This is a genomic window from Prevotella sp. P5-108 (assembly GCF_002251385.1).
GTDB lineage: Bacteria > Bacteroidota > Bacteroidia > Bacteroidales > Bacteroidaceae > Prevotella.
Map to the genome: position 1 here is coordinate 1 of NZ_NPJJ01000045.1, position 19,819 is coordinate 19,819.

14 protein-coding genes and 7 pseudogenes are annotated in these 19,819 nt (G+C 43.4%); 8 read left to right on the forward strand and 13 right to left on the reverse strand.

The annotated features are described in order from the left end of the window. Positions 1-154 (reverse strand): annotated as a pseudogene (locus CIK95_RS12900) (IS1380 family transposase); the annotation flags it as partial. A gap of 185 nt (positions 155-339) precedes the next feature. Between CIK95_RS12900 and mef(A) the strand changes: the two are divergent. The 6 genes and pseudogenes from mef(A) to CIK95_RS09705 form a co-directional block, all read left to right on the forward strand. Then, complete coding sequence (gene mef(A), locus CIK95_RS09680) at positions 340-1,557, forward strand: macrolide efflux MFS transporter Mef(A) (protein ID WP_005816151.1); 1,218 nt, start codon at positions 340-342, stop codon at positions 1,555-1,557. A gap of 77 nt (positions 1,558-1,634) precedes the next feature. Then, positions 1,635-2,206 (forward strand): annotated as a pseudogene (locus CIK95_RS09685) (aminoglycoside adenylyltransferase domain-containing protein); the annotation flags it as partial. A gap of 210 nt (positions 2,207-2,416) precedes the next feature. After that, positions 2,417-2,626: pseudogene (locus CIK95_RS09690) on the forward strand (nucleotidyltransferase domain-containing protein); the annotation flags it as partial. Continuing rightward, positions 2,607-2,837 (forward strand): annotated as a pseudogene (locus CIK95_RS09695) (class I SAM-dependent methyltransferase); the annotation flags it as partial. The pseudogenes CIK95_RS09690 and CIK95_RS09695, both read left to right, overlap by 20 nt. A gap of 197 nt (positions 2,838-3,034) precedes the next feature. Continuing rightward, positions 3,035-4,960, forward strand: coding sequence for a tetracycline resistance ribosomal protection protein Tet(Q) (tet(Q), locus tag CIK95_RS09700; RefSeq protein ID WP_094466893.1), 1,926 nt, complete (start codon positions 3,035-3,037; stop codon positions 4,958-4,960). Beyond that, positions 4,960-6,567 (forward strand): annotated as a pseudogene (locus tag CIK95_RS09705) (sensor histidine kinase); the annotation flags it as partial. The gene tet(Q) and the pseudogene CIK95_RS09705, both read left to right, overlap by 1 nt. Positions 6,568-6,713: 146 nt before the next feature. On the opposite strand, the gene CIK95_RS09710 reads toward CIK95_RS09705, so the two are convergent. The 11 genes and pseudogenes from CIK95_RS09710 to CIK95_RS09760 form a co-directional block, all read right to left on the reverse strand. Beyond that, positions 6,714-7,268, reverse strand: a complete 555-nt coding sequence (locus CIK95_RS09710) for a hypothetical protein (protein ID WP_241682543.1) — start codon at positions 7,266-7,268, stop codon at positions 6,714-6,716. Between the two features lie 29 nt (positions 7,269-7,297). Further along, a complete protein-coding gene (locus tag CIK95_RS09715; protein ID WP_074557063.1) occupies positions 7,298-8,521 on the reverse strand; it encodes a relaxase/mobilization nuclease domain-containing protein in 1,224 nt (407 codons plus the stop codon). A 14-nt stretch (positions 8,522-8,535) separates the two neighbouring features. Then, entirely contained in the window at positions 8,536-8,907 is a 372-nt protein-coding gene (locus tag CIK95_RS09720) for an antitoxin ParD (RefSeq protein WP_074557064.1), read from the reverse strand. A gap of 200 nt (positions 8,908-9,107) precedes the next feature. Continuing rightward, positions 9,108-9,758, reverse strand: a complete 651-nt coding sequence (locus CIK95_RS09725; protein ID WP_074635735.1) for a hypothetical protein — start codon at positions 9,756-9,758, stop codon at positions 9,108-9,110. Positions 9,759-9,830: 72 nt separating this feature from the next. Beyond that, the gene (locus CIK95_RS09730; RefSeq protein WP_094466894.1) at positions 9,831-10,178 is read right to left on the reverse strand and encodes a hypothetical protein; all 348 of its coding nucleotides are present in this window, start codon (positions 10,176-10,178) and stop codon (positions 9,831-9,833) included. Between the two features lie 4 nt (positions 10,179-10,182). Continuing rightward, entirely contained in the window at positions 10,183-10,515 is a 333-nt protein-coding gene (locus CIK95_RS09735; RefSeq protein WP_004311699.1) for a helix-turn-helix domain-containing protein, read from the reverse strand. Between the two features lie 192 nt (positions 10,516-10,707). Next, positions 10,708-11,265: a hypothetical protein gene (locus CIK95_RS09740; RefSeq protein WP_094466895.1), complete on the reverse strand. Its 558-nt coding sequence runs from the start codon at positions 11,263-11,265 to the stop codon at positions 10,708-10,710. Positions 11,266-11,271: 6 nt separating this feature from the next. After that, complete coding sequence (locus CIK95_RS09745) at positions 11,272-12,000, reverse strand: DUF5045 domain-containing protein (protein ID WP_094466899.1); 729 nt, start codon at positions 11,998-12,000, stop codon at positions 11,272-11,274. Positions 12,001-12,069: 69 nt separating this feature from the next. Further along, complete coding sequence (locus CIK95_RS09750) at positions 12,070-12,822, reverse strand: hypothetical protein (protein WP_094466896.1); 753 nt, start codon at positions 12,820-12,822, stop codon at positions 12,070-12,072. Then, positions 12,791-15,349 (reverse strand): hypothetical protein, encoded by a 2,559-nt coding sequence (locus tag CIK95_RS09755; RefSeq protein ID WP_094466897.1) that lies wholly within the window; start codon positions 15,347-15,349, stop codon positions 12,791-12,793. Before CIK95_RS09755 ends, CIK95_RS09750 begins: the two co-directional genes overlap by 32 nt. Positions 15,350-15,388: 39 nt before the next feature. Then, positions 15,389-16,597, reverse strand: a pseudogene (locus CIK95_RS09760) (TraG family conjugative transposon ATPase); the annotation flags it as partial. 749 nt (positions 16,598-17,346) lie between these two features. On the opposite strand from CIK95_RS09760, the gene CIK95_RS09765 reads away from it, so the two are divergent. Next, positions 17,347-17,787, forward strand: a complete 441-nt coding sequence (locus tag CIK95_RS09765) for a retropepsin-like aspartic protease (protein ID WP_048316574.1) — start codon at positions 17,347-17,349, stop codon at positions 17,785-17,787. Positions 17,788-18,501: 714 nt separating this feature from the next. Continuing rightward, on the forward strand, positions 18,502-19,182 hold the full coding sequence (locus tag CIK95_RS09770) for a UpxY family transcription antiterminator (protein WP_049129570.1): 681 nt from the start codon (positions 18,502-18,504) through the stop codon (positions 19,180-19,182). Between the two features lie 275 nt (positions 19,183-19,457). On the opposite strand, the pseudogene CIK95_RS09780 reads toward CIK95_RS09770, so the two are convergent. Further along, a pseudogene (locus CIK95_RS09780) lies at positions 19,458-19,819 on the reverse strand (transposase); the annotation flags it as partial.

The window sequence follows — 19,819 nt, forward strand, 5'->3', positions numbered from 1 at the left end:
CTATCTCGCTGAACTGATATCCGAAGATACTGCTGCATCTCTGACCCAGTGTTGAGTCGATAACGGGTGAAAGCATGGAGTCAAATTTCTCCATGATTGAAAAAATTCCTCCAAAAGGTGTGAGTTTCTCAGATTTAATTTGTATTTTTGCCATGTCATATTAGAGTTTTGCTTGTTTTCTTTTTGCAACACTAAGATAAGTGAAAATTCTGACATGGCAAAATCCTGGGCAACTTTTTGTTGCTCAGGAACTTATAAATAAAGTTAAATTATAGTGTTGCGGAATTAAGGGTGTTAAAATATACGCTGATACAAATAAGAATTTAGGAGATAATATAAATGGAAAAATACAACAATTGGAAACTTAAGTTTTATACAATATGGGCAGGGCAGGCAGTATCATTAATCACTAGTGCCATCCTGCAAATGGCGATTATTTTTTACCTTACAGAAAAAACAGGATCTGCGATGGTCTTGTCTATGGCTTCACTTGTAGGTTTTTTACCCTATGCGGTCTTTGGACCAGCCATTGGTGTATTAGTGGATCGTCATGATAGGAAGAAGATAATGATTGGTGCTGATTTAATTATCGCAGCAGCTGGGGCCGTGCTAGCTATTGTTGCATTGTATATGGAGTTACCTATCTGGATGGTTATGGTAGTATTGTTCATCCGTAGCATTGGAACAGCTTTTCATACCCCGGCTCTCAATGCGGTTACTCCACTTTTAGTACCAGAAGAACAGCTTACGAAATGTGCAGGCTATAGTCAGTCTTTGCAGTCTATAAGCTATATTGTTAGTCCGGCGGTTGCAGCACTCTTATACTCCGTTTGGGAACTAAATGCTATTATTGCCATCGATGTATTGGGTGCTGTGATTGCATCTATTACGGTAGCAATTGTACGTATTCCTAAGCTAGGTGATCAAGTGCAAAGTTTGAAACCAAATTTCATAAGAGAAATGAAAGAAGGAATGGCTGTACTACGGCAAAATAAAGGATTATTTGCTTTATTACTCGTTGGAACATTATATATGTTTGTTTATATGCCCATAAATGCATTATATCCTTTAATCACTATGGAATATTTTAATGGTACACCGATGCATATTTCTATTACGGAGATTGCTTATGCCTCTGGTATGTTGATAGGGGGTCTATTATTAGGGTTATTTGGGAATTACCAAAAGCGAATCTTATTAATAACGGCATCAATTTTTATGATGGGGATAAGCTTAACCATTTCAGGATTACTTCCTCAAAGTGGATTTTTCATATTTGTAGTCTGCTGTGCAATAATGGGGCTTTCGGGTCCGTTTTACAGCGGTGTGCAAACAGCTCTTTTTCAGGAGAAAATTAAGCCTGAATATTTAGGACGTGTATTTTCTTTAACTGGAAGTATCATGTCTCTTGCTATGCCAATTGGGTTAATTCTTTCTGGATTCTTTGCTGATAGAATCGATGTAAATCATTGGTTTTTACTATCAGGTATTTTAATTATTTGCATTGCAATAGTTTGCCCAATGATAACTGAGATTAGAAAATTAGATGCAAAATAAAATAAAGGGCGTGTTCGTATGATAGATAATATTATTCAATCAGTGACAGAAAAATTATCCTCTTTGCCTTATATAGAAACATAAATGCTATTAGACCACTTGAAGTTACGGTCATAAATCAAAAGGATGTTGTCCCTTGGAAATTTCCTCCTAAACATGAATTTATGTATGGTGAGTGGCTAAGGGAGCAGTTTGATAAGGGAGCAATTCCTGAGCCAACTTATGATCCCGATTTAGCAATTCTTTTATCTCAATTAAGAGAAAATAGTATTAACCTTTTCGGACCAGAGGCAACAGAAGTGATTGAGCCTGTACCAATGACAGATATTCGAAGGGCGATTAAAGAATCCTTACCCGGGTTGATAGCTAGCATTGAAGGTGACGAACGCAATGTGATTTTAACTTTAGCCAGAATGTGGCTGACATCCTCTTCCGGTAGAATTTGCTCAAAAGATCAGGCTGCTGAATGGGCGATACCTAAATTAGCCAAAGAGCATGCTACTTTACTTGAAAAAGCAAAAAAGGCTTATTTGGGAGATTATGATGACAAGTGGGAAGGAATGGAGACTGAGATAATTGAACTCGTTAATTATTTGAAAAGATCTATAGAGTCTTCCCTTAATATTTAAATCCTTTTCGAATAGTTTAAATACAACAGTGATTAGTTTTTAATGCGTATTATTGGTGTTTATTACTTCGATATGTTCCCTCATACCTCGTTTTCTCAAAAAACAGTAAAAAATTGATAGATATGTTTCCGCATACGTCGGGCTCTAAAATTAGCCAAAGACATCAATTCCATCAACTCGAGCCACGTGGAGTGCGTAGTTTTGATGTCAAGGGTAAGCAAATAAAGGGCGAAAAGAAAGCTATAAAACTGCTTGAAACTTTTGAATATAAACCTGAAAAATATGCCGAAAGAGTTAATCATATTTTTGAAGTACTCGGTCTTTCACTTTTTGAATGCTACGATATGACCGAGAAGCTTTATAAAGAAGTGAAAAAAATTGCAACGGAGATAAATAACTTTTTAAACGAGGAGAATTCAGATGAAAGAAAACAAATATGATGATAATATATTTTTTCAAAAATACAGTCAAATGAGTCGCTCACAGCAGGGACTAGCCGGTGCAGGAGAATGGGAAACATTGAGAAAGCTGCTGCCGGATTTTAAAGATAAGCGTGTGCTTGATTTAGGATGCGGCTATGGATGGCACTGTATTTATGCGATGGAACACGGTGCTTCTTCTGTTGTAGGTGTTGATATTTCTCATAAAATGTCTATGGTAAAAAGTTAAAAAATCCTCCCACTTTTGTTAGATATATTTTTTTGTGTAATTTTGTAATCGTTATGCGGCAGTAATAATATACATATTAATACGAGTTAGTAATCCTGTAGTTCTCATATGCTACGAGGAGGTATTAAAAGGTGCGTTTCGACAATGCATCTACTGTAGTATATTATTGCTTAATCCAAATGAATATTATAAATTTAGGAATTCTTGCTCACATTGATGCAGGAAAAACTTCCGTAACCGAGAATCTGCTGTTTGCCAGTGGAGCAACGGAAAAGTGCGGCCGTGTGGATAATGGTGACACCATAACGGACTCTATGGATATAGAGAAACGTAGAGGAATTACTGTCCGGGCTTCTACGACATCTATTATCTGGAATGGAGTGAAATGCAATATCATTGACACTCCGGGACACATGGATTTTATTGCGGAAGTGGAGCGGACATTCAAAATGCTTGATGGAGCAGTCCTCATCTTATCCGCAAAGGAAGGCATACAAGCGCAGACAAAGTTGCTGTTCAGTACTTTACAAAAGCTGCAAATCCCGACAATTATATTTATCAATAAGATTGACCGTGCCGGTGTGAATTTGGAGCGTTTGTATATGGATATAAAAACAAATCTGTCGCAAGATGTCCTGTTTATGCAAACTGTTGTCGATGGATCGGTTTATCCGGTTTGCTCCCAAACATATATAAAGGAAGAATACAAAGAATTTGTATGCAACCATGACGACGATATATTAGAACGATATTTGGCGGATAGCGAAATTTCACCGGCTGATTATTGGAATACGATAATCGCTCTTGTGGCAAAAGCCAAAGTCTATCCGGTGCTACATGGATCAGCAATGTTCAATATCGGTATCAATGAGTTGTTGGACGCCATTTCTTCTTTTATACTTCCTCCGGCATCAGTCTCAAACAGACTTTCAGCTTATCTCTATAAGATAGAGCATGACCCAAAAGGGCATAAAAGAAGTTTTCTTAAAATAATTGACGGAAGTCTGAGACTTCGAGACGTTGTAAGAATCAACGATTCGGAAAAATTCATCAAGATTAAAAATCTAAAGACTATTTATCAGGGCAGAGAGATAAATGTTGATGAAGTGGGTGCCAATGATATCGCGATTGTAGAAGATATAGAAGATTTTCGAATCGGAGATTATTTAGGTGCTAAACCTTGTTTGATTCAAGGATTATCTCATCAGCATCCCGCTCTCAAATCCTCCGTCCGGCCAAATAAGCCCGAAGAGAGAAGCAAGGTGATATCCGCTCTGAATACATTGTGGATTGAAGACCCGTCTTTGTCCTTTTCCATAAACTCATATAGTGATGAATTGGAAATCTCGTTATATGGTTTGACCCAAAAGGAAATCATACAGACATTGCTGGAAGAACGATTTTCCGTAAAGGTCCATTTTGATGAGATCAAGACTATCTACAAAGAACGACCTATAAAAAAGGTCAATAAGATTATTCAGATCGAAGTACCCCCCAACCCTTACTGGGCCACAATAGGGCTGACTCTTGAACCCTTACCGTTAGGGGCAGGGTTGCAAATCGAAAGTGACATCTCCTATGGTTATCTGAACCATTCTTTTCAAAATGCCGTTTTTGAAGGGATTCGTATGTCTTGCCAATCTGGTTTACATGGATGGGAAGTGACAGATCTGAAAGTAACTTTTACTCAAGCCGAGTATTATAGCCCGGTAAGTACACCTGCTGATTTCAGACAGCTGACCCCTTATGTCTTCAGGCTGGCTTTGCAACAGTCAGGTGTGGACATTCTCGAACCGATGCTCTATTTTGAGTTGCAGATACCCCAAGCGGCAAGTTCCAAAGCTATTACAGATTTGCAAAAAATGATGTCTGAGATTGAAGACATCAGTTGCAATAATGAGTGGTGTCATATTAAAGGGAAAGTTCCATTAAATACAAGTAAAGACTACGCCTCAGAAGTAAGTTCATACACTAAGGGCTTAGGCGTTTTTATGGTCAAGCCATGTGGGTATCAAATAACAAAAGACGGTTATTCTGATAATATCCGCATGAACGAAAAAGATAAACTTTTATTCATGTTCCAAAAATCAATGTCATTAAAATAATGGAGCGGTCAGGAAATTTCTATAAGGCAATACGGTTGGGATATATACTTATCTCCATTCTTATCGGATGTATGGCATATAATAGCCTCTATGAATGGCAGGAGATAGAAGCATTAGAACTTGGCAATAAAAAAATAGACGAGCTCCGAAAAGAAATAAACAATATCAATATTCAAATGATAAAATTTTCTCTATTGGGTGAAACAATACTGGAATGGAACGATAAAGATATCGAGCATTACCATGCACGGCGTATGGCAATGGACAGTATGCTCTGCCGTTTCAAGGCCACCTATCCAGCAGAGCGCATCGATAGTGTGCGCAGTCTTTTAGAGGATAAGGAACGACAGATGTTCCAGATAGTCCGGTTAATGGATGAACAACAATCTATTAACAAGAAGATAGCCAATCAAATTCCGGTTATTGTACAGAAAAGTGTGCAGGAACAGTCCAAAAAGCCAAAACGAAAAGGTTTCTTAGGCATATTCGGCAAAAAAAAGGAAGTAACTCCAGCAGTATCAACCACTATCCTTCATTCGGTCAATAGAAACGTAATCAGCGAACAGAAAGTGCAGGATCGCCAATTGTCGGAACAAGCCGACAGCCTTGCAGCTCGTAATGCAGAACTTAACAGACAACTGCAAGAATTGATTTGCCAAATAGAAGAAAAGGTACAAACCGAACTGCAAAGCCGGGAAAACGAAATAGTTGCCATGCGTGAAAAGTCATTTATGCAAGTAGGCGGTTTAATGGGATTCGTTCTTCTATTGTTGTTAATTTCCTACATCATCATACATCGTGATGCAAAAAGCATTAAACAATACAAGCACAAGACAACTGATTTGATAAGGCAACTGGAACAATCCGTACAACGGAACGAGGCACTGATAACGTCAAGGAAGAAGGCGGTACATACTATCACCCATGAACTGCGCACACCGCTGACAGCAATAACAGGCTATGCCGGACTGATACGGAAAGAACAGTGTGAGGATAAGTCCGGGCAGTATATCCAAAACATACTGCAATCCTCCGACCGTATGCGGGATATGCTTAACACTTTGCTTGACTTCTTCCGCCTGGACAACGGCAAGGAACAGCCCCGTCTGTCACCCTGCCGGATTTCAGCAATCACGCACACACTTGAAACGGAGTTCATGCCTGTTGCCGTGAACAAAGGGCTGTCCTTGTCCGTGAAGACTGGACACGATGCCATTGTATTGACCGACAAAGAGCGAATAATACAAATCGGGAATAACCTGCTGTCAAACGCTGTCAAGTTCACAGAAGAAGGCGGTGTTTCTTTGATTACTGAATATGATAATGGAGTTCTGACACTGGTCGTTGAAGATACAGGTACAGGCATGACAGAAGAGGAACAGAAACAAGCGTTCGGTGCGTTTGAACGTCTATCAAATGCCGCCGCAAAGGAGGGTTTCGGGCTTGGGCTTGCCATAATGCGTAATATTGTGTCGATGCTTGGCGGAACAATCCGTTTAGACAGCAAGAAAGGGAAAGGCAGTCGTTTCACAGTTGAAATTTCTATGCAGGAAGCTGAAGAACAGCTTGGATATACAAGCAATACACCTGTTTATCATAACAATAAAACAATATCAAATAACTCTAAATATGGTAATCTGTTTTCCATTTGTAACTAATAGCTTGTAGCCGAATAGTAAAAGAAAGCAATTGCAAGCGTGTAAAAAAAGAGTATCACGACATAGTTTCAATATAATGCCGTGACACTCTTTTTTTACTTGTCTATGCATGATGCGACAAAATAGACAATCGAAATGACCGTATAAAGGAAACACGGCAAGAATATCCAAAGCAAAGTCTTTACCCAACCGTTTGACAACCACACACCTTCATTCCTTGACATCATATTAGACATATCATAGAAATGGCGAGTGAGGATTTCTTTGTTTTTCTTTCGGTGGTCTTCAAGAAGTTTGGACTCGTTTTCAATGAGTTTCTTCCTGTTGTTGATTGCCTGTTCCATATCGGCATCATCAATCTTTGCTTTGACAGTTATGTCTTTTACTTTGCCGATGTAGGCTTCAATAGCTTTGGTGACAGTATTCGCTTTATCTGAGGCTTCACTTAATTTGTCTTTTGCTTCATGCATGGAAGCAGTAGCCATTTCAAGGCCACTTTTTGCCGAAGTCAAACTATTGCCAGCATCCTTGTAGGCTTGAAGCTGTTGGTCAAACTTGTCCGAGGTCTTGTCCGTTTCGATATTCTTGTCTATCGTGTTCTCGAAAGATCCGAAATCCATATCTGAGATTTTACTTTTACCTATTGGCATAGTATCAATGTTGTTGGTTGAATATTCGGTTATCTGCCATATCCTTGCTTCTTGCGAGGTCTGCACAGGCGATTAGCCATCATAGCGCAACGATACGCCCAAGACAGTTCATCCTCGTCCTTGTCACGTCCCCAACCTGAGGTTGCACCACCTCCGCCACCGCCAGACTGGGCGGCAATGGTTGTGGCAGCATCAATGTACTCAGCAAAGAGAAGAATGGCGGTCTTCTGCACATCACCTATCTTGGCAAATACTTTGTCGGCATCCAAAGCTATATTCTTATCGATGATATCCAGACAATTCTGAGGAATATCAACAGGGTAATGATGAAACTCGTCCGTATAGAAGTCGAAGTGACGTATCTTTGGAGAGTCGTCCGCAGTAGGCATGGGTTTGGGTACAGTCATAATCTTTGGCTGTTGGGTATTCTTTGTTGGAGTTGAAACTGGTTTCTCCAATTCTTGATGATGCAGTTTTGCCCAAGTACCTTCAATCTTTGAGGGCATCAGACAACGACCTTTGCCAAGTTCCGAGGACTTATAAATGGAGTTACCACGCTTGATGGCATAGCCACGCACTTGTCCTTTATTGTCAGATTGTAGTTTGACATCATATCCCATTTGCGTGAGGCATTTTGTGTATAGTCCCCAATCAAAGTACGACATCTTAGCCAAAACGGAAAGGCAATCATTGATTATCGCTTCCTTATTTTGGCGGCTCACTTCTTGTGCATCTTTCCAATCACGCTGTTGCCCAACCTTGGCGGCAGCAGCCATCGCTCTTTCGTAGATATAATGGGCATCATTCACGTTGCCCCTTATGTCTATGCGGTTCGCATCAATGTGAAGGTGCATAATGCCACTCTTGCTGTCACGATGGAGCGCAACTACATATTGGCTGTCTTTGAGGTTGGTTGCCTTTGCACTCTTGCGCTTCGACTTGGCTGAAAGGTCAACCGCATCAAACGCACGGATAAAGTCATCCGCCAACCTCTGCCATTCCTCCATCGTCCAACCTTGCGTTTCCTCCGAGGTTGGGGAAACCTCAATACGTATCATGTTCCTTTTGAGCGGATGATAACGGTTCAATTTGTCCTCAAACTTCTTCTGCAAGGCAAGCATTCTTGCCCACATTGCCGTTGGGGAAATATCATCGGGCAAGAGATTGGCCTTTACTATCTCTGCCTTGTCCTTATCTACTGAGTAACGTATGGCATTTGCGCCATGACTTATTACCTTTGCTTTTGCTATCATATATGTCGTATGTTCTATTGGGTTAAGTATTTCTCTATCTCAATCATGCGGTTCAAGATAACTTCTGCACTTGTTCTCCATCGTTTCATGAAGATTTCACTGCGGAGAATGTTCTCACGTTCCGTAAGCGGACGTCCTTTGAGAAAGCCGAACAATTTCTGTATATCGCCCCTGGCATCCGAAAGGCTGTTCAAAGCCTTCATTTCTTTGTCAGTCAAGCGTTGTTTGGGATATTTGCCTTCCAACAGCTTGCGTGCGTATGCGCTTGTGGTCAGTCCGCAAATAGCAGCATATTCCGCTATCTCCTTATGAAGCTGTGGCGTAAGCCTTATTATCAGACGACTCGTGTATTTCGGTGCCTCCTTTTCTGTATTTTTCTTATTCATACCAAGTATGCTTCTATAAATGTGTGCAACCCAATGCGAGCTTGCGAGCGTTCAAGAAGTCCATTGGCATACGGACAAACGAAGTGCGTTTGTATGACATTGGTATTTCTTGCATAGCACCGCTATCAGAGTTTACGCACAAGCACGCTACGCACTGCGGTTGCACTTGTTCACAGACTTGTTGTATAACGATTCTCAAATTACCCAAGCAACAGCAATTGTGGAGCATCCTCCGCTTCCATCTGTTCTTTGACGAATTGCCTTCTGGCTTCTGCCTCCAGTTCCATGTCAGAGACGCTTGGCGGTGGAACATCTTCCTCCTCTCCATTATTGCCATTTCCTGAAGTTAGGGAAGAAAAGGAACTGTTGGCAAGTTGTGTTGGAGAAGTACCGCCATTTTTGATTGGTGGATCCTCCTTGTTAGGGAATGCGGTTGTGGAAGTCATAATATTAGACTTGCCGGAATAGTCTCTTTGGTTGATGGGAACATAGTGAGGATTGACATATTTCTTGCCGTCAACAATCCATGCAGAAATGCATAGCAATGTGTGAACACTTCCTCGTCTTGTCTGTACAGAAGAAAGGATGCCCAATTTGTTCATGTGGTCAAGCATCTTGGAGACGGTTTTTCGGTCACACTTCCATAGTTTGGATAGAGCCACCTCTGACATGTTCACCTCCCATAATGCGGTTGTGGACTCCCCAACCTCATTTGAGGTTTCAATCTGTCGTGTCACAATCTGAATGAGTTGATAAAGGCATGAAAGGCGGTTGATGCCAGCCGTGCCACCCATCAGATAGTTTACTTGTTCATTACTCAGGATAATGCTGTTGAAAATATTACTGTTCATCGTTGTTTTATTTTTGTTATGTAAATCTGTTCATGCTGTTATGCGGAAAACTCTCTGACGTCAAAAGAGGAACTATCGCCTCATGCCGAAGCCTCTCTCTGGCATATAATACTCCTTGTCGTATGCGATATGGTCAAGCACACGTTGCAGTCGGTCAAGTTGGTGGCTGTCAAGCACTTGTATGGCATTGATGGTAATTTTCTGTGATGCAATTCTTCGATGCTCACAATTTCTTTCCGACATGGTTCCGTCACCGTCAGCATAGACCGAATGAAGATAGGTATTGACTGCTTCCGTCTGTTCCTTGCTTGGGTAAGCAGCAGGAAAGCGGTCGGAAATGTAGTCTACCATATTGCTGACCGCATTAGCCAACAGAGGGTCGCGTTTTTGCAGACTGTTTACAAGTTCATCTTTCGTCATAATGCTATGGTCTATTGTTCATTTCATTCAGACGGTTTGCAGCCTCCAGTCTTATCTCCTCCTCCGACATGGCTCTTGCTCCTCGTACCCAGTCAAGCAAGGCTTTCTTCTCAAAGAAGATGAGCTTGCCAGCAGGCTTGAAGTACGGCAACTGGTTAAGATGCGTCATCTTGTAGAGCGTGCTCTTGGCAATGCCGAGAAAGGCGGAAGCCTCTTCAAGGTTCAACACTTCCTTTGTCATATAGCAAAGGTTCTCCAACTTGTTCACTCTCGACTGAAGCTCCACTATCTTGCGCTCATGGTCGAGGTTCATCTTTAATGCGTTCTTTTCTGTCATAAATCTGATATTTTGTTTATTTCGTTATCGATTTCGGCTGCAAAGGTATATTGTTGACAATGATATTCAAGCAGCCGTTATGGTTTATTAAAAGTGCTGATTTTCAATTCTTTGGTTCTATTTTACCATGCTGCAATGTGGTAGATTGGTCGGACACTCACTTGAAATTCAGCATCTTCAAATGTCTATCGTTCAAACAATCACAAAACCAAAGATTGGACAATAAGGGTGGCAAATATTTGGTTCTATTGCCAGTTCGCGTTTTTGAAAATGTCCATCAGAGTGCAAAACAAAATTTAACACCCGATTTTCGCAAGTCATGCTGTTTGAGGTCAAAACCGTTTGCAATAACCACATTTGGGGTACAATGGTAGGAAAATGAGTTGTGAATGAGAGAAATAGGGATTTCCCCTCGTTTTTCAAGGGACAAATTTGTACCTTTGCAAACGAAACAGAGGTATTCCACAAGGGATATTTCGGGCGAAGTGTCCTTGACTTTATTTTTCCGTGGTTTTGTCCCGTTTTTGTCCCTCGCTGATTTTGTGTCACGAAACAAAAATCTGCAAGTGGCTGATTTACAGCGATTAAAATCGTGTTTTGGAGAATTGGTAACGGCAACCACCAGAATGGACCTTGTGAGCCTGTGAATGTGGCATCACATAGGAACTCGTTGGTCTGGAATATCACATCATCAATCTCCTGTTCGAGGATATTGATACCGAAATCCGAGAGGATATTTGAATCTGCCATATATCGTTATCTTTCTACTATGTTTTCTGAATCATCATTGTCTCCTTCGCCAGTGTTGCCTCCTGCGTTTCTGCGTCCGGCATCACGCCACCTTTCCTGTGCTGCCAAGGCGTGGGCTGCCACGTTGCTGCGTCTGTCAAGCCGTGCTGCCAGGAGGGACGATGTCTTACTCTTGTTGCTCAACTGTACCAGGAAGGAGACAAGGGTCTCGTTCTGCTGGGATATGTCGGCATAGATGGCGAGGTACTGTCTCTTCCTCTGTGCATTGGGCATATAGGCATCCTGCGTCACCTTGATGGCAGTTTTGTACATATTGCAGTATTCCTCCCATCGGGACTTGTCTGCCAACGAACCTCCTGCACCAACGATGCGGTTGATGTTTGCCTCGAAGGCTGTGAGTTTGTCCGTTATCTTGTTCCCCTCGGCAAGCCAGGCGATGTCTATCTGGCGGTCTGCCACATTGAGGGCTTCAATTTCTGCTCTCTGGGTAAGGTAAGTCTTGATGCTGTCTGCAACATCTACCTGCTGATAGGACGACACTCCTGCCAGCGACCTGAAGCCCAGCTTGTTCTTCCGAGCTGCGCTCTTCTGATAGCTGTTGTGGAACACATCATAGTAGAAGGCTGGAGTCAGTCCTCCTACACCAATCTCCTGAACCGTAATCTGGTTCATCTTGGTGGCATCGTGGTTGTAGGTCACATAACTCTGTGCTGATGAGTTAAAGCATAACATCATCATACCTACAAAAGACGCTGACCGTAAAAGTGTTATCTCAAACATATTCTTCTTTTGTTTAACGTTATCCTAATATCCCAAATAGCCTGCCCCTTTCCATCTGCCGAAAGCATCGTTGATGATTTCCAGCTTTGTCTTGGCTCGATAGACCTGCCGTTTCCAATAGCCGATGCGCACCTGTATGTACCTCCATGTGTCAAAGTACGCCTTGTTCAGATGCTTGCGGATATTGTCAAGCGAGTTGTTGATGTTCGTCAGGACAAGGAGCAGGTCTGAGGTGGTGCAGGCGGCTGCTCCTGTGGCATAGAGCACCAAGTCACTGACGGAGTTGTACAGGTTGTCGCCTTCCTCTGCTATCTTGGCAAGTGCCCTCATGTTGATGGTGACAATCATAGTGTCCGTACTCACGATATTGCCTCGCTCCAGACATTTTTCCTTGAAGTCGCTGAGCATGTCCTTATAGTCTCCAATACGGTCACTGATGTTCTCGTAGGTGTTGTACACATTCAGACTGGTGCGCAGAGACTGGTAAAGCACGTCTATGACATCAAAGGCTCTTGTGTATTTGTCCAGCTCTTTGTTGATGTCGCGGAATCCTTTGTTGGCATCACCGCTATAGTCATGCAGCAGCTTGTTGCTTGCCTCCAGCGTGGAGCGGACCAGCAGCAGGCTTCTCTGCTCCTTGTGGTCGTTGATGTAGGCTTCCACAGAAGTGACATCGAAGCTGAACTGGGCATACATGGAGGAAGGCAACAGGGCCAGCAGGCATACAATGAGAGCCAGAATCTTTTTATTCTTCGTCGTCTTCATCTTCTTCGTCATATTTGCCGTTATACGTATCTGAATGTGCGCTGTTGGCAGCATTGCGCAACCAACGCTTCCTGCATCTCTCTATGAGCGTTAGCCTTCTGCCCTGGTCTGTGTCGAGAGGGGCTATACTGCGGAGGATGTCTATGATGGAATGCTTGTAGTGCATCATCTTCTCCAACGACACAAGGTCGGCATAGATCTTGGTGAGGCGGCTGTCTATCTGACGTGCGATGTCCAGGCGGTCGCTTGTCCATAACAGATGGTAGGTGTCTTCTGTGTCATCTGATTCCACAGGACTGCTTTTGGCATATTCGACCGTTGGCTCACAGGATGGGTATTCCCGGGCTATCTCTGACAGCTTGGCATTGACCTCATCGGCTTTCTCCTGGTCTGTCTTCGAGGGATCGAGGTTGATGACTGCCACCACCTGCGTGTCGCTGTACTCTGTGGTAAGCGTCCATGAAATCTGGACGATGGCACGGTGTATCTTGATGCCAAGGAAGTATTTCGGCTTTCTTGCAATGGAGATGGTGGCCTTGAACGTGATAGTGCCGTTGATATTGGGCATGGAGGCGGTGCGAACGAAAGTATTGCCTTCCCATGCTCCTGCTCCGTTCCAGCTGAGGTTATAGGCATTCTTGCAGTCCTGCATGATGGCTGGGATGCGGTAGTAGTCATCAGTGGCGGCGTTCTCTCCATCAATAGCCTCTTGCTTGGCTTGGTTGTAGTCTGCAAGTTCTTTTTCTGCTGCACTTTTCTCTGACTTCAACACAGATATGCGGTCTTTGTTGGCGTTATATTGCTGACGATACCTTGCAGCATCTTCAACGCTGGAAGTCTGTATCAGCTTCAGGAGGTTAGAGTTCTCCGCTTCCAATCGGGCTATTTCTGTATCAATGGATGCTATCCGGCTCTCTGTCTCGGCAATCTTTGCATCAATCTCGGAGGTATTGACACTCTCCGAAGTGATACTGGTAGCCATGGAGCACTGCTTGGTGTGGGCATTGACGCTGCCTCCGCACTGAGAGCATTTGTATTGGGTGGATCCTTCACCCAGTTTGGTTCCGTCATGGCAGGTGACGCTGATGGTTGCCGTCTCGCATCCTGCCATCTTCTCCGCATTGGTGGCCTGGTAGTATCGCTTGCTGTCACTGCCAATGTAGTAACGGATGCCGTCTTCGTTGTCATTGTAGTCGGCAAGACGGGCGTTCAAGCCTGCTCTGAAAGTGGCCATGTCCATGGAATAGGAATCGAAGACATCCTCATATTTGACTTCCTGCCTGTACCATGACTTGGTCACATGTATCTCGTAGGCATATGCCTTGGCATACTGACCGCTTTTCTTTTTGCTGAGAATGTATGCTGACGAATAGTAGCTGATGTTGTAGTTGTAGCCGTCATTAGAGTTATTGAGCTGTTGCACACGGCTACGGCTCCAACCTGCATGATTCTCTGAGTTCTGGAGTGCTGCCTCCCGTTGTGAGGAGGATGGATAGAAATCGGGATCTGTTGTACTGATACGATACCAATGGTCGCCATACAGGATAGCATCATCATCTGTCGGAGGATAGTAGTCGCAGAGCTTCTCGCTTCCTTGGTCAACACTGTAGATATACCATCGCTGAGTATAGTATTGTCCCATACCTTCCCTGGCATAGTCTGTTATCCATGCTGTGGTATTGTAATTCGACAAAGAGAAAAGGTTGGCAATGCCCTCCTGTCCACCAACAAACTGCAACAGGGTATTGCCGGCATTGGTGGATAGGTCGTTGTAGAGGTCGTATGTATTCTCTGCTATTTCGATGACGCTGCTGGTCTTGTCCATCAGCGTGCCGTTGAAATTGCTGTTGCCGACAATGGAGCTGACTGCATTGCCAGCACCTGCAGAGGCAAGGCTGACTCCCATCGCATAGAGGTTGTCGATGTCAGCTTTGAGATTGTCCTTGGTGAAGTTGGAGCCTATGTCGGAGAAATTGTCGAGCAGGTTCTTCCAATCCACATCCCCCAGTTCGGACAGTTTGAGGATGGCGGCAAGTTCCTGATTGATTTCCAGGAATGCGATGTCCCTGAAGGAAAGCCGACTGTTGGTGACAATGGACTCAAACTGATAGCAGAGTGTCTTTGTCTCTTCGCACACCTTATACAGATAGCTGCCCCAATAGAGGGCGTTCTGCGGACTACGCAACATCATGCCTGCCACAGTCCAGATCTTGGGCATAATCTTGGCGGAGACCATGTTGTAGATGCGTCGGTAATAATAGTTCTCTGTGGAGCTTGTCCATAGACCTAAGTCTGTAAGGGCACGGCGGTCGAGGAACTTGGACGTGAAGATACCAGCAGCAGCCACTTCCGCAGCTTGGTAGTATTCACGTATCTTGGCTACCTGTTCGGCATAATACGCCTCGGTGGCAGCCTCCGACGCGAAGGCGGCTGTCATCTCTGCTACAGTGCGCTTGTCATAGTTGACACTGTAGTACTGTGCCGTCATTGGTATAGCAGCACAGACGAAGAGGATGATTATGGACAGATAGCGTTTCATTGTTGGGATGAATGTTTCGTTGTTTCTACTTTCAATATCTTATTCAGATTGGTTGTGGGGAGTGAGATGAAGCACATGGCCTGTCTGGTTGACCTTTTGGGCGAATGGCAATGACTTGGAGATTCCTGAAAGTTCCCAGTCACGGCAGTAGGCTTCTATGGCGTGCTGATGGTCACACTGCAGCTCTTTCTTGTAGAGCTTCAGGGCTTCCTTCTCGGCTCGCTCGGTGGTGTAGGTCATATAGCACTCATGGGGCTCTTCCACTCCAAAGACCGCACCGACAGAACCACGACGGATGAAGACTTCACGGAAGAAGCTACGCCCCTCCTTGTTCTCCAGACGGTTGATGGTGAAGATTTTCTTGCAATCGACATCGGTCAAGCCAAGGATGGCTTTGATCTCGTCGAATCTCTCGCGGAACTTTGCCTGGTCGAGCAGCATCACGACATCGGAGTTGTTGATGATAGCTTCCTTGACAATTGGACTTCCTACAATGTCCTGAATCTCCTGTGTCACCACACCTACGCTCGCCCAGAACTTTCGGGCTGTCTTGTAGAGGTACTTGATATACTCTGCCATCATAGGGGAGGCAATGGCTTTCCATGCCTCTTCGATGACCAGCACCTTGCGGTTCTTCTTGATGCGCATCTTCTGGATGAAGACATCCATGATGATAAGGGTGACAAGAGGAAACAGAAGCGGGTCATCCTTTATGGAGTCAATCTCGAAGACAATGAAGGTCTCGTCAAACAGCTTCGTGTCCAGGTTCTCATTGAGGGTCAGCTCATGGCTGCCTCCCTTGTAGAAGTCCTTCAGCAGGTAGTTGTAGGCTGCCAGGTCGATGCCGGCAAGGTTGTTCTCCTTGATGATGTCCGGGATGCGGACAGTGCTGTACTCATAGAAAGTGTTGAACGAGAGGTTGTCAATGCGTTTCTTCACAAAGTATTCATCGAAATACTCTGTGATGACTTGCTCTACCAGGCGGTCTTCCGTCTTGGTGACTTCTCCCTGGGTTCCCTTCCAGATAAGCATGATGAGATTCTTCAGGAAGCCAATCTTCTCGATATTCAACTCCTCTCGCTTGATGGCAAAGGGGTTCATCGTGATAGGATGCTCATCGGTATAGCTGATATACTTGCCTCCGACATATTCACAGAGTCCCTCATACGAGTTACCCGTATCGACCATGACCACATCGGTGTTCTGCTCCCACATCTGGCGCACTACGCTGTTCATGTGGAAGCCTTTTTGTATTTCCTAACACGCTGAGTCACAGCACTCTCTTGAAAACAACAAATTTAAAACGGTACAAATTTTGAACAGACGAAAATCTATAGTTCAAGGCACTCGGCAAAGGGGAAAAACTATGACAGGGGCAAAAAACAGTTTTAAGATTATTTATGAAAATATTTTGAGCAATTTTGGCTGGTTGCTATCCAAAGAGCGCATTTCTGATGAAAAGTCCCACTTTCATCAGCCATAAAGAGTGAGACGGTCGAAAAAGAAAAAGAGGGATGAGAGAGCCTTCTTGGTGGCTTCAACATAGGGCGAAAATGGATGTCTTGTACCTCAGTTGTATCTCTGTTGGCATATATTGCTGATAGACAATGCAGGTTAATGATTCGGCGGCAATAGAATAGCGTTTGAAAGACGTATTCATTGTTTAGTAGTTTTCCTGATAAAATGTTAAATTTAGGGTAGTTAGATTAGTTTTTCTTCCAATTGTTTGGTTTTTTGGAATTGAATGCCTACCTTTGCATTGACAAATCCCGCTCGCTTCCCATAAGAACAGCGTACCCAGCGGGACATTTTTTAAATTGTAGGTATATGAAAGTTATAAAGAACAAGACAATAGATTTTGCAACCGCAGTTCAGGCTCCCGTCATTAACGGAAATAGAGCTGCACGGACAGGTTATGTCCGTTTGGTTCGCCTTATCACTGACGAGCCTGTTCCTCAACAAACTTCATATACGGGAAAAATTGAGTTGAGGTAGGAATGGCTGTATATACAAAAGAATACGAATCCCAGCCAGAGGCTATTCTTACAAACGTCATTATCTGTCCAGCCGTAGATTTGTCGGCAAACGTGGCTGTTCCTGTTCATTGCCAAGTTGAAAATGTATTGTGGGACACAGGAGCGACCAATACATTGATTTCACAGGAAGTTGTAAATGCTTTAGGGTTACAACCGAAGAACAAGGCTCTTATTTCGAGTGCAGGAGGTGATGTCGAATCCTGGACTTACCTTGTTCATGTTATCCTTCCAACAGGAACAGCAGAGTTGAATGTTCAGGCTCTGCTTAACGACAATTCAGACTATGATGTGGTGATTGGCATGGATATTATAAATTCATGCGACTTCTGCTATACAAACAAAGACGGCAAAAGTACATTCTCCTTATGTCATCCAGCAAAGGAGAAAATCATTCTGAAATAAACCAGCCATAGGCTTTCTTTCAAGAAAGACATGTGCGACAACAATAATGACAGATGTGACATTCGCATCTGTCTTTTGCTTTTTACGCCAATAAGAGGCCATTTCCTTACACAAAATATACGAGATTTGAGCAAGACTTAGTTAATTATGGTTAAATTTAAGGTTTATACATACTTTTCCATAACAAAATGAGGTTGTATTGAGATTTTCTTTGTACTTTTGCAGCGGACTATTATCGCCATGTTTATAGCCATTGAGGTTAGACGTGTTCTTTCGTGATGGCATACAAGGCAGCCTACGCCGTGCTGAGTATGGCGGAGTCATAATGACAAAGCGGTACAAAGCGGGCATTGGGTGGGAAAGATAGTCCAGACATAATGAAGGCGTTTACTAACGCTCTGTTTAAGACAGTCTGTAATCTAGCAAATTAACAGTTATCATAGTCTTGAGCAAAGCCAACGGTAGATGTCCCGGGTGTGATAATATCGCTCCTGCGGAGACCTGTAAGCACGGATTGTACCTTTTCGGGCACAACAATTGTTTATTATGGTCTCCTAATGGAAATGATTATTCATATCGGCGTGGGCTCTGACGTTGTCTGTTCAACTATGATAGGCAATTGCTAGAGCCTCAGACTGTGGAATAGACAACAGACGTTTCCACGCTCTTTTTATGTCTATATTGCTATTAACGAGCAACGACATATAAGCCGATATGAACGCATTGCTTAATGCGCATACCAAACGAGGTTGCGATTCACCTCCTCACATTGGATTTGCCTCCAATGTCTCCCCCGAAGCCCAAAGCTCACAAACAGGGGTGTCCTCGGAATATGTCCAGCAGGAAGGTTACAACTGGTTTGTTCTTCGTGCTACTTATAACAGGGTAAATGCAGCCGTAGAGAAAGCAAAGAAGAATGATATTAAGACATACGTGCCGATGCACTATGTACTAAAAGTGATTGCTGGGAAGAAGAAGCGAATACAACAGCCTCTTCTTCCCAACTTTCTTTTTATATACGCCACAAGGGAACAATCAGACAGTTTTGTGAAAAAGACAGTTGATGCCCCAATCTCTTTTATAAAATATTATTTGGATAAGACGCTTCCTCCAGAGGCAAACGGTAAAAATCCTCCGCTTATTATACCATACAATGCAATGATAAATTTTATCAAAGCAACAAGTACTGATAGTGAGCATGTACGCATTGTTACAGCGGAACAGTGTCACTATAAAAGTGGAGATAAAGTACGAGTAATAGCTGGTGACTTCAAGGGAGTGGTTGGAAAAGTTGCCAGAATAGCAGGACAACAAAGAATTGTTGTTGAGATCTCGGGATTGTGCCTTGTCGCTACTGCGTATATTCCTACTGATTTTATTGAGATTGTCAAATAATGCCGAAAGGCATATTGTTTAATTTAAATTTTTTATTTTATGAAGAAAAATGGTAAGAATGAAGAACTTCAGTCTCGTCGTGAGTTCTTTAAGAGAGCCGCTAAAGGTGCTCTGCCTATTTTGGCTGGTGCAGCTCTCCTGTCAAGTCCTATCTTGTCAGAAACTGCAAATGCAATGTCATGCGCAGGATGTAACAACCGTTGTATGAACAGTTGCTTCAACACATGTCATGGTACTTGTAGCAGAACTTGCTCCGGTACAAACAACAGAAACTAATCCTTCCCTCCACGGAGGTTATAGAATTCGACAATCTCTTTCTCGGAAGACTCGTAGTCATTTGTAAGGATGCAGCGGTAGGTGTATTCTCCTTCCCACAGGTCGAGTTCGCCGTCTATCCGCTTCTGTCTTTGAATCACAAGACGGTATGCCTTCCCTTTCCATTTCTCGATGAGAATGGAGGCCAGCTCAAACTCAATACCGCCCAATTTCACTTTCTTCCAACCTCTGAGGGCAAAGATGTCATTGTAGAGCGAACTGCATCGGTTGGCACGGATGTAGAAATGTTTGCAATGCTTCTCTATCTCACTGACGATTTCCTTCGAGCAGGAACCGCAGTCTGCCCTGAAGCGATTTACAC

What these genes read in the sequence shown, in the direction of transcription:
- CIK95_RS09710 (WP_241682543.1), bottom strand. Translation starts at nt 7,268, where the DNA reads ATGCCAATAGGTAAAAGTAAAATCTCAGATATGGATTTCGGATCTTTC.
- CIK95_RS09715 (WP_074557063.1), bottom strand. Translation starts at nt 8,521, where the DNA reads ATGATAGCAAAAGCAAAGGTAATAAGTCATGGCGCAAATGCCATACGT.
- CIK95_RS09720 (WP_074557064.1), bottom strand. Translation starts at nt 8,907, where the DNA reads ATGAATAAGAAAAATACAGAAAAGGAGGCACCGAAATACACGAGTCGT.
- CIK95_RS09725 (WP_074635735.1), bottom strand. Translation starts at nt 9,758, where the DNA reads ATGAACAGTAATATTTTCAACAGCATTATCCTGAGTAATGAACAAGTA.
- CIK95_RS09730 (WP_094466894.1), bottom strand. Translation starts at nt 10,178, where the DNA reads ATGACGAAAGATGAACTTGTAAACAGTCTGCAAAAACGCGACCCTCTG.
- CIK95_RS09735 (WP_004311699.1), bottom strand. Translation starts at nt 10,515, where the DNA reads ATGACAGAAAAGAACGCATTAAAGATGAACCTCGACCATGAGCGCAAG.
- CIK95_RS09740 (WP_094466895.1), bottom strand. Translation starts at nt 11,265, where the DNA reads ATGGCAGATTCAAATATCCTCTCGGATTTCGGTATCAATATCCTCGAA.
- CIK95_RS09745 (WP_094466899.1), bottom strand. Translation starts at nt 12,000, where the DNA reads ATGATGTTATGCTTTAACTCATCAGCACAGAGTTATGTGACCTACAAC.
- CIK95_RS09750 (WP_094466896.1), bottom strand. Translation starts at nt 12,822, where the DNA reads ATGACGAAGAAGATGAAGACGACGAAGAATAAAAAGATTCTGGCTCTC.
- CIK95_RS09755 (WP_094466897.1), bottom strand. Translation starts at nt 15,349, where the DNA reads ATGAAACGCTATCTGTCCATAATCATCCTCTTCGTCTGTGCTGCTATA.
- CIK95_RS09765 (WP_048316574.1), top strand. Translation starts at nt 17,347, where the DNA reads ATGGCTGTATATACAAAAGAATACGAATCCCAGCCAGAGGCTATTCTT.
- CIK95_RS09770 (WP_049129570.1), top strand. Translation starts at nt 18,502, where the DNA reads ATGAACGCATTGCTTAATGCGCATACCAAACGAGGTTGCGATTCACCT.